Raw genomic sequence first — 14,060 nt, forward strand, 5'->3', positions numbered from 1 at the left:
AACCATGAATTTTTACATTAACCCTGTCCACACTCGGAAGCTGTCCCCAGCATAATATCTAACGCATGATTAAGAGCCGGCATAATAGCTTCAAGCGATTCCCGCACTCCTTTAACACTACCTGGCAAATTAATAATAAGTGTCTTTCCCCGAATTCCGGCTGTCGCTCTTGATAACATAGCCTTTGGTGTTTTTTGCAAACCATAGTACCGCATTGCTTCCGGTATCCCTGGAACAACTTTTTCAATCACTTCCCCGGTAGCATCTGGAGTTACATCACGATGGGAAAAGCCAGTTCCCCCGGAGGTAAGTAAAAGTGCCGGTGCTAATTCATCACAGATATAACAAAGCTCTTTCACGATTTGATCTTTTTCATCTGGTATAATTTTGTAATATTCAATGCTATATTGAGGTCCTAGAGATTCCCGTATTTGCTGGCCACTCAAATCCTGCCGTTCTCCCCTGGCGCCCTTGTCACTCAGGATAAGTATCCCTGTCTTGTACATCGTATCACCTCTATAAAATAACCTTCTCTATATATCTCGCTTAACATGGCCACTTTTGCCGCCCATTTTTTCCATAAGCTTTATATCGGTAATCTCCATCCAGCGGTCAATAGCTTTGCTCATATCATAGATGGTCATAGCCGCAACACTGACACCACTGATTGCCTCCATCTCCACACCGGTTTTTCCTGTGGTTTTAACCTGGCAGCGTATGATTATGTTTGAATTTAATTCGTCTATTTCAAACTCAATGTCTACAGAAGTCAACATTAGGGGATGGCACATAGGAATAAGGCTGGACGTTTGTTTTGCCCCCATAATACCGGCTACCTGGGCAACTCCCAAAACGTCCCCTTTTTTGATACCGCCACTCTTTATAGCTTGCAGGGTAGCGGGTTGCATATGAACAACGGCCTGTGCTGTAGCTGTACGCACAGTATCATTTTTTTCACTGACATCCACCATGCGAGCATATCCGTCATTATTGAAATGCGTAAAATCCATTATTATCCCCCTATTTGGTACATCTTACGTTTATTGTCCGCACCCCAACCTTCATCCATATGATGGCGTTGTGGCTTCTCTCTAATTGCCTTGCTAAAGATATCTGCCAATTTTTCGTCGCTGGCATGATTTTGCAGTGCCAATTTTAAATTAAACTCTTCTTTGGCGAACAAGCAACCCCGGAGTTTACCATCGGCTGTCATGCGGATTCGATTGCATTCACTGCAAAAATGATCACTCATGGCACTGATAAAACCAACTGTCCCCATTCCACCGCGTATTCGGTACGATTTGGCCGGGCCATTCCCTTGTATTACTGCACCTTTATACAACTCGTATTTTTGTTCAATGGTCTCTCTAATCTGACTTACCGTCACCACCCGGTCTGTTTTATAAAAGGGCAAATCCCCTACAGGCATAAATTCAATAAATCGCACATGAAGCGGCATTTTTTTTGCTAGTTCAACAAAATCCAATATTTCGTGGTCATTAATGCCTTTCATAACCACAGTATTAATTTTTATTGGTGCCATACCCATTTCCAATGCTTTGGAAATCGAACGAATCACATCATTCAGGCTGCCTCGAGTGGTAATATATCTGAACGTTTCCGGATCAAGACTATCTAAACTGAAATTAACCCTAGTTAAACCGGCTGTTTTTAGTTCTTCTGCCATGTCAGCAAATAGCATTCCGTTTGTCGTAATCGCTATATCGTTAATCTTTGGAATTTGGGCGATATCTGCAATAAGTTTAGTAATATTTCTACGAACAAGTGGCTCTCCACCTGTCAACCTAACCTTTTGAATTCCTATCCGGGCAGCAACCTTAACGAGATGAGCAATTTCTTCCAGGCTTAGTATTATATCATGACCAAGATCTTCTACTCCCTCTTCAGGCATACAATATTTGCATCGTAAATTACACCTATTTGTAACAGAAACCCGCAAATAGTCAATGCTTCGAGCATAACTGTCAAACACAGTTCATTCACTCCCTTCCTAGATTAAATAGAACGAAATCTCTTTCAGAATATAAGATAAGACTTGGCTTGTGCCGGCGTCCTTTAGGACGCTGGCACAAGCCTTAGTCGTTCTTATGTCTACCAGAAAATATTTATATTGTCTGGTAGACTAAATAAAACTTCTGCGAGAAGCGCACAGAAGTTTTTGTCTCAAAACTCATGAAGCGCCTCCTTTCCCAGATTGGGTGGTAGTGAAATTTCTTTCACTACCCCGTGAACTAGTTGTTCAGACTGCCAGACCATGGATAACTTTAGGTCATGCAGCTCGGAGTGCCAGTTTTTATTTATTATTCTAAATACTCTTTATTGCAAAATTCGTGCCAATCAGTTTTCCTATTATCCAATCCAAGAAAACTCTTGTAAATAAAGCCTTTATTGCGTTCTTAGCTTTTGTGATATATTATTTATTTTTTTATTTTGGGAAAATCGTATCATTTTGTATCATTTTGAAATAAACAATCTTCTTTTTCATTTTGTTTGTTGCTAGTTCTTATGGACAGTTATACTTGTTGTCTGAAAAATAAAACTTCTATGCAAAGCGCACAGAAGTTTTCATATCAACAACTCATGAAGCGCCTCCTTTCCCAGATTGGGTGGTAGTGAAATTTCTTTCACTACCCCGTGAACTTGTAGTTCAGACTGCCAGACCATGGATAACTTTAGGTCATGCAGTTCGGAGTGCCAGTTTTATTCAGTTGTGAATCTATATCAATTCAATTCACCCTCATGGTTATCCAAAAATGTCAGTCCATGTGAATGGGCTTGACCTAAATATTCTCCAAATGCATAATACGAGCGGTCTGAAGCACTACTAATTAATGGATTAATCATACTAGCCATCGGGGTTCCATTTGAATCAAGAATTTCTTCATCTGCTTTGACGCCAAGAATTTGACCTATGAATTGCGTGTGAGCCCCCATTTCAATAGCATGAAGGAGTTTGCACTCAAAAGCTAAGGGAAACTCACTAACATATGGCGCGTTAACATTATCACTTCTTATCGGAGTAAGGCCAGTCACGCCAAATTTATCTGTATTTTTACCTGAAACAAGACCAATATAATCTGCTTCAGCGATATGTTGCACTGATGGTATATTAATCGTAAATGCTTTCTGCTGAAGAATGTTAGTATACGTCAATCGTGATTTTCGCAATGAAATTGCTATACATGGGGGAGCCGAACAACATATCCCACCCCACGCAACAGTCATAATATTAGGCTGATCGCTAGCATCGTAGCTTCCTACAACCCATACCGGAGAGGGCATAGCAAATAATTTAGTTCCTAGAGACTTTTTCATACTCCCACCTCTTCATTCGTAAACAATTCTAAAGTTTAATACGCATTCCATCATAAGCGACATATACATTCTCATATTTTGCAACTTCCTCAGCAAGCTGCTTTGTGGTCACTGGTTGGCTGTAATGGATCGCCAAATGAGTAATCACCGTTCTTTTAGCTCGAATTTGGTTGCCAAGATCAACGGCCTGCTCAATTGACATATGAACATGGGGAAACCAATTCTCGCCATGAAAAGTCGCATCACATATCAACCAATCAACCCCACACACCTTGGCAGCGCTAGCTGCCGGAAGCCCAGCGGTATCCGGGTAATAGGCAAGCCTATTACCCGTTGATTCCAGCAAAAAACCCGCCGTTTCTATCCCGTGATTTGCAGGCAAAGGAGTCAAGTGTAATGCACCCAAACAATATTGCTTGTTAAACTCCCATGATTTAACCTCAAAAACTTCGGACAAATTAGGGAACGCCTCTGTAAACTGTCTTACTGCACTTGGTGGTAAGAATATAGGAATCGCTTCGTTTCTAGCTAATTTAACATAATATTCAAGTTCTCCAAGTCCGCCAAAATGATCGTAGTGCCAATGAGTCATAAATATACAGTCAACTTGGGTAATGTTTTCTTTGATAAGTTGACGCCGTAAATCCGGAGAAGCATCAATAAGTATCTTGCTAGTACCGGTGTCGATGAATGCTCCACTGCGTGTTCTGGCTAACTCCGGATTGTTTCTGGCTTCCTGGCATCCCACACAATCACAAAAGAAGGAAGGTAAGCCAGGCCCTGCACCAGTCCCCAGTAATATGAAAGTTGCTTCCACGTCAGTTCTCTCCTCATTGTACCTATTCTTGTAAGATACTGTTATTTATGACATGCAATGATCATCGCAACAGGCTTACAGTCCTCTTTGTCCGGACATTTTCCACACTGCTCATCATAAGGCTCTGCTAGTGCGGAAAAATCACAAGCGACAAACCCGTTTTTTTCATAAAAATGTACAGCGTCACCTTTGGCAACTGTCGAAATCTTGTAAGAGCTGTCAATACTGTCAAAGGGAGTATGACAGTACATTTCAGGTTTTTTGAGCAATTCTTGTAACAGTTGACTGCCGATTCCCCTGTTACGTCCTTCTTCTCTTACGGCAAATACTAACAAATGAAAGAAGTTAGTATCAATTTGAGATAACATCGCCCCAGCTAACACTTTGTCATCTACTTTTACCAGTACGTGTTCCTCAATATCGCCAGCAAGACCCATACCGTAGCTTGTGAATAAATCTTGTAATTCATCTTCCTCTTCGCTAGTGGCAAATGCTATGTCGTTCATAGTAATACCTCTACTTATTTTTGTGGATTTAACCAACTAGCCTTTTCCTGCCAACGGGTTTCCAGTGCACTAGCCAGCTTGGCGATTTCTTTTCTACTCATTTCATCCTTTTCTTCACCAGGCAAAACAACTCGTACTGCAGCTCGTAAGAAATCGATTCTGAAAGAAACCCCGCCAATAAGAACCAATACAGCTGCCATAGCCAACCAATATACAGAGCTAAATAGCAAGCTAACTATCATTGGCACTATCGTTCCGAAGATAACGACTCCACCCCAAAAAGCTGAGCTAAACTCGCCACTCCATAATTTATTGGCTCCCCGCCGCGCTTCTTCGGCTGATGACAACTTCATTCCTAATACATAGCCAGGTATAGTAAATAGCTGAGCAACTAACAAAGCGGCCAATACATTCGTAATGGTAACAGTATAAGCATCCTCACCATAACCCAATATACACAACACCAGAGTTAATGCGGCAGCCCCAGTTGCAGTCCCATTGATTAGGAAAACACCAATCAGTCCGCCACCATTCCAAAAGCTTCTGCCTTTTGCTTCACCCAGCTCTACGCCTGGGTAGGTAACATAGAGCAACGCCGCTATAATAGCCAAAACCGCAACAATCGTTTTGAGCCAACCCAATCCTGCCCAAGGAATAAAACTGAAGAAAAATGTTCCATATACAAAAACCAAAGGTATATACAAACTTTGTATGAGTGAGCCAAAACTCATAACAGAAGCAAACGGACGTGCATTAACCAAATGCCCCTTGGTTTTATGAGTTAACTCTTCTAATAGTAACAATGCGCCTACTCCGGCCGCTGCTAATGCCACGATACTTACCCAGCCGTTAATTTGTCCGGCTATTGGATTTCCTACCAAGTCTGTTACTGCAGCAATAACAAACATCATCGCTCCCATTGCGGCTAGAAAGAAGTACCATGCTGGTTGACTTCCCCAATATTCTTGCTGTTTTTCCATGCTAGTCCCTCCTCCTACGGCATAATATAGTAAATCGATGGTTTAGTTCCTAAATGCGGGTACAACGGCTGTGCATTATTTTTTCGTATCAATTTCACGATTTCACTATCAGGATCGTCAAGATCACCGACATGTCTTGCCTTTAACTGGCAGGTTTCTACACACCGTGTAACCATACCCTCGTCTAAGCGCTCAAAACACATGGAGCATTTTTCAACGACTCCAGTTTCTTTATTCATTTGGCGCACACCATAGGGGCAAACTACCATACAGAATTGACAGCCTACGCATTTATCCGGATCGATTGTCACGATACCATCTTCCCGGTGGTGACTAGCACCAGTAGGACAACCGTCAACACAGGGGGCATCTTGGCAATGCATACACCCTAGCGTAATATTATAGGAAGTTAAATTCGGATACTCCCCAATTGGCCCCACCTTGGAAACCTTACAGTATTTCATATCAAAAGGTAATTTGTTTTCATTTTGGCAAGCAATCGTGCAGGCATGGCAGCCAACACATTTTGTCAAATCAATTAGCATTCCCCAGTGCATTAGTCGTTCCCCTCCACTTTCGAAATCCGGCACATAACGCCTCTAGCGCAAAAACTACCGCAAAGCTCATCTAAGGTGTCCGGATCGTCATCCACGCATACATTAATATTGGATTCAAATACGCCCATTAAGCTCGGCGCTTTCATTTCCTTTTCAGGGAACCACCAACCACGTTCTGCCTGAATGACATCAGGTGCTACGGCCGAGGTGATAAATGCGGTCTGCTTAACCTTGCCGGTTGGCGTTTCAATCCAAACCCACTCGCCTTCCTTGATGTCCATTTTTTGGGCAAGAGCCGGATTAATGGAAACCCGTGGATAGGGCCTAAGCAGTCTGATTCTTGTTATTTCCCGATGTTCCGAATGGAAGAAAGGCATAAACCCACCACCAGCAACAAGGCTTAAGGGATATTGCTCGGCTAATTCAGGCTTAGCTTCCGCACTAAACGGTGGTGCAACATAGTGGGGCAATGGATCATAGCCAAGTTGCTCAAAAATCGAAATTTTCAATTCAACTTTTCCTGACGGTGTAGCCACACCACGAGTTTCGAACTTCCGGTATTCCCTGTCAGCAAAATGCATCCGATAGAGCTCAACAAATTCTTCGTAACTCTCAAGTTCTAAGCCTAGTGGATCAAGCCGGTATTTGAATATTTCTTCATCAGTTTTCCAAGGCCAATGCTCTGCTTGCCCCATTCTATGACCAAGTTCTGACCAAAACTCTGTATCAGTTTTACGTTCATACATAGGTTCAATTGCTTTTTCAGAAGCAATCAACCAATCGGAAACACCATATGTGGTTGTCATAACCGGTCGCTCTAACCAAGAGGCGGCTGGCAAAATATAATCAGCCAGCATAGCTGACGGCGTCATCCAATACTCCATCACTACATACAAATCAAGATTTTTTAATCCTTCATAAACTAGTTTGGAGTTTGCGTACGACACCAGCGGGTTATTGGCCAATGTGATACAGGCTTTTACCGGATAGGGTTTTTCTGTCGCCATGGCTCGAAATACGGTCGAAGGATTAGCTTCACAAAACCATTCTGCCGGAATACTTTTGCCCCACACGCGCAGCATATTTTCTGTTAGCAGTTTGTAGCCTGGCCAGGACTGTAGTTTAAACCGATCTGACCCCAATTGTTTTGCCCGCTGCTCTTCCGGCAGCATATCGTTTAATTCCATTTCCCAGTCAGTAATAAAGGTCGGATGAGGACCAGGCATGACATCGCCGCCCGGAACATCTAGATTGCCACAAATAACCCGCAGCGCAACCCGCGCTTGCGCTGAAGCTGAACTGCCTTTACCTAATTGATCAGTTGCAACCCCCCAAACAATACAAGCCGGCTTGCTCATGGCATATATTCTGGCAGTCTCCGCAATCAATTCCGGAGAAATACCGGTTTTTTCGGCTGCCCATTCAGGAGTGTACTCTTCCACCCTTTCAGCTAATTCGTCAAATCCTACTGTCCATTCGTCAACGAAGTTAAAATCATATAAACCTTCGCTAATAATAACATTTAACCAGGCAAGGGCCAGAGCATTGTCTGAGCCTGGTTTTAAAGGCATCCAGATATCGGCCTTTGAGGCTGTTTCACTGAAGTTTGGATCAATAACGATAATTTTGGTACCATTCTCTTTTGCTTGCAACATACCGCGCATTTCCGGTAAATAAGAAGACCCGCCATTATGACCCCAAATAACAGCACATTTGGACCCTGCAACTTCAGGATCGAAAGCAGCCCAACCATAAGAAGCTGCCTCAGTTAAAAAGTTGGGTATCCAGCACACAGGAGCTGTATGAACAACATTAGGACTGCCCACGAGATTGAAGAAACGCCTGCGGGCAAAATCGTCAGTCCGGTTAGTTCCTCCGGTAGTAGTGATTGTCTCAGCACCATATTTTTCTTTTAACGCAGTTAAACGCGCCGCAATGTCATCTAATGCTTCTTCCCAGGATACCCGTTTGAATTGACCTGACCCACGTTCACCTACCCGTTTAAGAGGATAGTTGATCCGGTTGGGGTGGTTGAGGTGATCTAATGCCAAAACTCCCCGAGGACATTGCGCCCCTGCATTAAATGGATGCTCCGGGTCTCCCACAACCTTTGTTACCACTCCATTTTCGACTGTTGCCAGCATGCCACAATTCATATGACAGAAATGACATGCCGCCTTTTTTACTTCACTCATCCTTTATCCCCCAATTTTATGCAATTTTAGTTTGTTTACCTGACTGTCAGCTGTATGGCCTTTTGCGGACACTGCCCGGCACAAGTATAGCAGGCACAGCACTTCTCGGCAGCTGATGCACTTGCCTTTTGCTGCCCATCCACAGTCACCATCGTAATTACGGCTTCCGGACAAAACGCTTCACATAAACCACAGCCGGTACACTGGTCGCTGTCAATACGAACATCAACCGAAGTACCTCCTACCGGTTCAGCGTAAGCTACTTTATCAATAACTGGCGGCATATAAATCCGCCGCCGCGCTTCCGGAATACTTTTTGCCGATAATTTTTCCAGTGCCCCTACCAGTGTGGGCAGCTGTTGAAACGGTACAGAAACATAGGCTTCAAAATCACTAATATCGCTAACGGCTCTGGCACCATAACAACCAAAAGAAATGTTCATTTGTTGCGTTTTCATAACCTGTACAGTCAGATCGGCACAAGTGGAGTTGTAACCTGAAGTATGGAAATTATGCCGTTCCCCCGTGCTATAGCTGGATGCACACATTAGCCACATCATTTGCTCAGGATACATAGTAAAAATAACTACATCTGGTTCAAAAGTGGCATCTTCAAGCGGAGCAAGCACAGTCGCCGCATAGGTTCCTGCTTCAAACTCCTGCCGGGTGGCTATCATCTTTTGTGCACATTCAATGTTCGGTAACTTTTTAAACAACAGATATAATTCACCAGAGCGCAATTTAGGAGACATCGGAACCAGCCCCATAATTGCCGCTCCATCTGGGCAGGCATGCCGACTGGGTGGCATGTATAAGCTATTACCACGCCGAGCAAGGGTGATAGCCTGACAGTGTCTTAGCGGAACCGAAGGCTGGGTTACTTTTTCCGGAATTTTTTCACCAGGCTTTACTAGTTTTACAGCAACTGGTGACCACCTAAGTGTCAACATTTTTGTAAGTGCTGTGGCAAGTTCATTATTATTCACGCTGCTTGGTCTCCTTTTCTTACCTGTCCTCTGTCATAATTTGTTCCCAAATTTTTTCCCCATCAGCACCTGTAAGCATTTTAGCCACTCGTGCTTTCGCCCCAGTGAAGTCTTTATGTTGATCCAGCAACAAGTGTAACGCATGAGTTACTGGAATAGGCGAATTAGCTGCATCAAATTTCAATACACAACTTAAGCAATACCCTACCAGTATATCGGCTCCGGAGAGCTGAGCTTCATTCAGTCTTTGCTGTACAAGTTCTTGTGTCAATTCTGGATTGAAATGGGAAATCTGCCCACCGCTGCCACAACAAATTGCTTGCTCTTTACTGTGTTTCATTTCTATTATAGAAAACCCACTTTGTTCCAACGCTTGACGCACCTGATTGGCAAACGTAAGTTCAAACCGGTCCGGACAGGCATCATGAATGGTGCACTTGATTTTGTCAGTCCGCTTAAGCGGCTCAATTTTTAACACTTCATACACTGTCTGAATACTAACATCACAAGACTCAAAGACGTTTTTCAATTGATAATAACAACCTGGACAGGCGGTAATAAGTCTGGTAATGTTATGTTTTTGCACAAATTCCCTTAACCCGGCCTGCATGGTTTCAGCTCTTTGCTGCAAACCCATTTGAATCAAAGGTTTGCTACAACACTCTGTCCATATGCCCTGACAATTGCAGTCACTTTGTAACCTGCGATAAACCTCACGCGTTAGTTCCGGCGAATAAGTCAACAAGGTACAGCCAGGAAAAAACCAAGTTCCACCACTGCCGACATTTTCTATATCACGATAGTCAATACCGCAATAGCTGCGGTAAACATTCATAACATTGTTTTTTCTATCAGGAAATAGATACCGATATTCATCAATATCCAATTCACCATTAGCTACTGCTTCATTCCTTCGGCTGGCAAACATTTCTTTGGGGCTTAGTCCTAGTGGACAAACAGCCTCACAGGCTCCGCATAGTGAACAACTAAAGGCCTCGCTAACCTCAGCCCCTTGTTTCGCTATAATCGCGGGTGTTTTTTCTGTTTTCGCCAAGAATTGGCAAATAGCAGTACATTTCCCACACTCAATACAGTTTTCCGCTAGCGTATCCATGCAAGATCTCCCCTTAAGAACGCCACGATTTATTACATGGGTTTTGATCAACGATGTTTAACTGCTGTAGTTTCCAAGCCTATCTCATTTAAAATTGCAATGGTATTTACTGGTACCTTAATATTTTTATCGCAACGCGCTGCTAATTCTAATGCCCTGACAACTGGAATCATACTTGCTAAATCCACTGGAATGTCAACATCAGAAGCAGCTTCCACTATACCAAACGGAATATCTTGCTGTACCGCCTTAGTAACCAACATATCCAGTGCGGTTATCCCGTCCGAATTGTAAAATACCCGGTTGAAATCAAAGGGCGTCGTGCAGGTAAAACCGACAACAGAAAAGCCGCCTTCCTGACAAGCTCCTTCCACTAACGCTGCCCCCAGTGTCTGGGAAACAGTATCAATTTTACGGGCCACTTTCAGCCCATTTTCACTTGTCGCCAGTTGTCCCAGTTTACAAACAGCATCCTTTAGGATGGAAGGCTGCAAACTAGGCAAGTCTCCGCCGACAAGAATCACACTATCAGCTAACCGTTCCGGAGCCCCATTTTTCAAAATATAATCAGCGGCATATTGCATGCATTGGTCAAAGTTGCCACCTTGGTCCGGATAAACTTCTTTAATTTGCGAGCGATCAGAAACCTTGGACAACAGTTTTTCCAGATTTTCGCGATCCCCATCATGATTGTAACAAACCAGAATATCGCCGCTTTTCGCTTCGATACAAACATTAATTACATCTAACAGGCAGCCTTCATAAAAAGCCATAGCCTCTTCCGGCGTCAATATACCACCACGATCTGTAGTAAGCCGGGTTTTAGTTTCTCCGGCCTTAGGAACTTTGGTAAATACAACTATTGCACTGTGCATTACTATTCCTCCTATAAATCCGATTCATCCAACTTTTAATTCTATACCAAGCACATTGCCAATGTGGACTGTCTTGCATCTGTTAGCTCAGTATTTTTCTCTTTATGTTCATTTATATTATTATCTGAATACTATTTAATGCAAAATTCGTGCCAATTAGTTATTTTATTATCAACTCCTACAACTCCTTATAATTAAAGCGTTTGCGGCCCTATCAAGTTTTGTGATGTTTATTTCTTTTTTTCATTTTGAGAATCATCACATTTTTTTTGTCTCATTTTAAAAACAACAACCCTTCTTCCCCCCCAGATAGAGAGGAAAAATGAATTCATTATATTTCTATAGATATCTAAATGCAAATTTCATGCCAACTAAATTATAGTGACAAAATCCTGAAATTCCTTATATAACTACTTTTTATCGCTATAACAAAACGAATCAAATTGACTTAATTTTTCTATTTTGGGACTATGGCAAATCATCGCTGCTTACAAAATTCGACTTTACCACCGTCCGCTTCTTGGATAAACTGCAACCTTCATAAATAGCTATACTTAAATCCTGAATTTATTAACTGCACTTTGCAATTGTTCTGCCAATTCAGCTAGATTCTGACTGGAAGACGCGATCTCTTCCATTGAAGCCGACTGTTCTTGAGTTGCAGCGGAAACAGTCTGCGCCTGGCTGGATATATCTCGGCTTATCATTTCCACTTCCTTCACTGTCTCAAGTACCTTTTCACTGTTAATAGCCAATCCATCCATCCCATCCGCGGCTCCCTGCGCAATGTCTGCGACCTCTTTCACATGCCCGTTAATATCCCGGAAGGCTATGCCGGCTTGATCCACGACTTCAGATCCCCGTCTGACTTCCTTGGTACCGTTGGCCATGGCTGTAACCGCCTTATCCGTCTTTCCTTGAATATCGCTAATAAGTTCAGCGATCTTTTTTGCCGCCTCCTGCGATTGTTCTGCCAGCTTGCGGACCTCCTCGGCTACCACTGCGAAACCTCGACCTTGTTCACCAGCGCGCGCCGCCTCAATGGCAGCATTTAGTGCTAATAGATTTGTCTGGCTGGCAATACCAGATATCGTTTCGACAATCTGCCCGATCTCCTTGGAGCGTTCGCCCAGTTCAGCGACCACTTGAGCTGAATTATCTACCGTCTGCCTAATACTGTTCATCTGACTCACCGCAGTAGTAACTGCTTTATTGCCTTCTGTAGCCGAATTCACCGCTCTGCTGGCAATGTTCACTGCATTTCGTGTTTTGTCGGCTTGCTGCCGTGCTTCACTCGTAATCTGTTGCATAAAATCTACGGCTTTAGTTACAGCGCCGGTCTGGCGTTCGGCTCCCTGAGCCGTTTCGACAATGGAGCCAGCCACCTGGCTAGCGGCCTGGGCTGACTGATCGGCGTTGGCGGTCAGTTCTTCTGAGGAAGCAGCAACCTGCTCTGAAGTACTGCTGATCTGCCGCACTAGGTTGCGCAAATTCCCAGCCATCATTTCAAATGCTCTCGCCAAATGCCCCAGTTCATCCTGGGAATTGACGTTGATCTCTGTCACGCTAAGATCGCCAGCAGCTATGCCGTTTGCTGCTACCTCCAATGCTTGCAATGGCTTGGAAATGCGAGAAGCCATCATCAGAATGCCCGAACTGGCAATAATAAGCACTATGATGATAGTACCAATGGAAATCCAGGTAAAAGCGTCCAATTTGCTGGTCACTTCACTTATTGGTACATTGACTCCGATAGACCAGCTCGTTCCCGCTACCGGTGCGTAAGCCAAATACTTTAACGAACCGTCATATTCGTAGCTTGCAAGACCGCTTTCGCCTTTCACCATTTTCCCCTCTGCCGCCTTCAGCGCGGGGTTGGCGTTAGGATCGGTCAACACATTTGTCTTATTGGCAACATCTTTATTGGGATGGATAATGGTTAACCCATCTTCACGAAGCAAGAAGGCATAACCGGTTTTTCCAACTTGTATACCGAGAACCTTTCTTTCCACTTCCTCAACGTTGACCGGCCCAGCCAAAACACCGATAATGCGACCATTGGTTTGGATAGGGACGGCAATAACCACAATGAGCTTACCTGTTCCTTTGGAAACAACCGGGTCAGAAATGGCGGTTTCTCCCTTTATCCCCCGTTTAAAATAGTCGCGATCAGCCAAGTTCCCGGTTTCACCTTTGGAATCAAAGTAATTTCCACTATTGTCAATCCAAAGGATGTTTTCGTAAATCTTATTCTTGCTCAATTCTGCGCCAAGGTAAGGTGCAATAACCTCACGGTTGCCACTAACTGAGATCGGCGATCTAGCGATAGTAGCCATCTCCGTCTCAGTTCCTGCCAACCACATGCCGATTTCTTTACCACTGTTTTGTACCAGATTGGTAATTTCCACTTCGATATCTTTTGTAATAATTTTCTTTGCCTGCCAATAATTTAGCCCCGCCAGAAAGGCGAGCGTCACCACGAAAAGAGTGATAATCGCCACCAGCAGTTTAGCTTTAATACTTTTCACAAAAATCGCTCCCATTTACTATTATTTAACACTAACCATTGCCAGTTAACTTCCAGTACTTGATTCAGGTATACTTAAATCCTTTTTCGGTGGTGTATTTCGGTTGCAAGGTCTTACGACACCATCTTTAGGAATATCTTGATGTCTATTACAAGGATTCGCGCAC

The 14,060-nt window shown here is 43.5% G+C and carries 13 protein-coding genes and 2 riboswitches; all 13 genes read right to left on the reverse strand.

What is annotated here, in order from left to right:
- Nucleotides 1-17: 17 nt before the first annotated feature.
- On the reverse strand, nucleotides 18-506 hold the full coding sequence (locus ACZ449_RS17285) for a MogA/MoaB family molybdenum cofactor biosynthesis protein (RefSeq protein ID WP_464257304.1): 489 nt from the start codon (nucleotides 504-506) through the stop codon (nucleotides 18-20).
- Nucleotides 507-533: 27 nt separating this feature from the next.
- Nucleotides 534-1,010: a cyclic pyranopterin monophosphate synthase MoaC gene (gene moaC, locus ACZ449_RS17290; RefSeq protein WP_464257305.1), complete on the reverse strand. Its 477-nt coding sequence runs from the start codon at nucleotides 1,008-1,010 to the stop codon at nucleotides 534-536.
- 2 nt (nucleotides 1,011-1,012) lie between these two features.
- A complete protein-coding gene (gene moaA, locus ACZ449_RS17295; RefSeq protein ID WP_464257306.1) occupies nucleotides 1,013-1,993 on the reverse strand; it encodes a GTP 3',8-cyclase MoaA in 981 nt (326 codons plus the stop codon).
- 194 nt (nucleotides 1,994-2,187) lie between these two features.
- Nucleotides 2,188-2,317: riboswitch (molybdenum cofactor riboswitch) on the reverse strand.
- A gap of 277 nt (nucleotides 2,318-2,594) precedes the next feature.
- A riboswitch (molybdenum cofactor riboswitch) is annotated at nucleotides 2,595-2,726 on the reverse strand.
- Nucleotides 2,727-2,742: 16 nt separating this feature from the next.
- The gene (locus ACZ449_RS17300) at nucleotides 2,743-3,336 is read right to left on the reverse strand and encodes a flavin reductase family protein (RefSeq protein ID WP_464257307.1); all 594 of its coding nucleotides are present in this window, start codon (nucleotides 3,334-3,336) and stop codon (nucleotides 2,743-2,745) included.
- A 28-nt stretch (nucleotides 3,337-3,364) separates the two neighbouring features.
- A complete protein-coding gene (locus tag ACZ449_RS17305) occupies nucleotides 3,365-4,153 on the reverse strand; it encodes an MBL fold metallo-hydrolase (RefSeq protein WP_464257308.1) in 789 nt (262 codons plus the stop codon).
- 41 nt (nucleotides 4,154-4,194) lie between these two features.
- The gene (locus ACZ449_RS17310) at nucleotides 4,195-4,659 is read right to left on the reverse strand and encodes a GNAT family N-acetyltransferase (protein ID WP_464257309.1); all 465 of its coding nucleotides are present in this window, start codon (nucleotides 4,657-4,659) and stop codon (nucleotides 4,195-4,197) included.
- A 14-nt stretch (nucleotides 4,660-4,673) separates the two neighbouring features.
- On the reverse strand, nucleotides 4,674-5,639 hold the full coding sequence (gene nrfD, locus ACZ449_RS17315; RefSeq protein WP_464257310.1) for an NrfD/PsrC family molybdoenzyme membrane anchor subunit: 966 nt from the start codon (nucleotides 5,637-5,639) through the stop codon (nucleotides 4,674-4,676).
- Nucleotides 5,640-5,653: 14 nt separating this feature from the next.
- Nucleotides 5,654-6,196, reverse strand: coding sequence for a 4Fe-4S dicluster domain-containing protein (locus ACZ449_RS17320; RefSeq protein WP_464257311.1), 543 nt, complete (start codon nucleotides 6,194-6,196; stop codon nucleotides 5,654-5,656).
- Nucleotides 6,196-8,391, reverse strand: a complete 2,196-nt coding sequence (locus ACZ449_RS17325) for a molybdopterin-containing oxidoreductase family protein (RefSeq protein WP_464257312.1) — start codon at nucleotides 8,389-8,391, stop codon at nucleotides 6,196-6,198. Before ACZ449_RS17325 ends, ACZ449_RS17320 begins: the two co-directional genes overlap by 1 nt.
- Before the next feature lie 35 nt (nucleotides 8,392-8,426).
- Nucleotides 8,427-9,377 (reverse strand): DUF169 domain-containing protein, encoded by a 951-nt coding sequence (locus ACZ449_RS17330; protein ID WP_464257313.1) that lies wholly within the window; start codon nucleotides 9,375-9,377, stop codon nucleotides 8,427-8,429.
- A gap of 19 nt (nucleotides 9,378-9,396) precedes the next feature.
- Complete coding sequence (locus ACZ449_RS17335; RefSeq protein ID WP_464257314.1) at nucleotides 9,397-10,491, reverse strand: heterodisulfide reductase-related iron-sulfur binding cluster; 1,095 nt, start codon at nucleotides 10,489-10,491, stop codon at nucleotides 9,397-9,399.
- Between the two features lie 47 nt (nucleotides 10,492-10,538).
- Nucleotides 10,539-11,366 carry a TIGR04282 family arsenosugar biosynthesis glycosyltransferase gene (locus ACZ449_RS17340; protein ID WP_464257315.1) on the reverse strand — a complete coding sequence of 276 codons (828 nt, stop codon included), beginning with the start codon at nucleotides 11,364-11,366 and terminating at the stop codon, nucleotides 10,539-10,541.
- Nucleotides 11,367-11,920: 554 nt separating this feature from the next.
- The gene (locus tag ACZ449_RS17345) at nucleotides 11,921-13,894 is read right to left on the reverse strand and encodes a methyl-accepting chemotaxis protein (protein ID WP_464257316.1); all 1,974 of its coding nucleotides are present in this window, start codon (nucleotides 13,892-13,894) and stop codon (nucleotides 11,921-11,923) included.
- Nucleotides 13,895-14,060 lie beyond the last annotated feature (166 nt).

The sequence above is a fragment of the Desulfosporomusa polytropa genome, assembly GCF_055380075.1.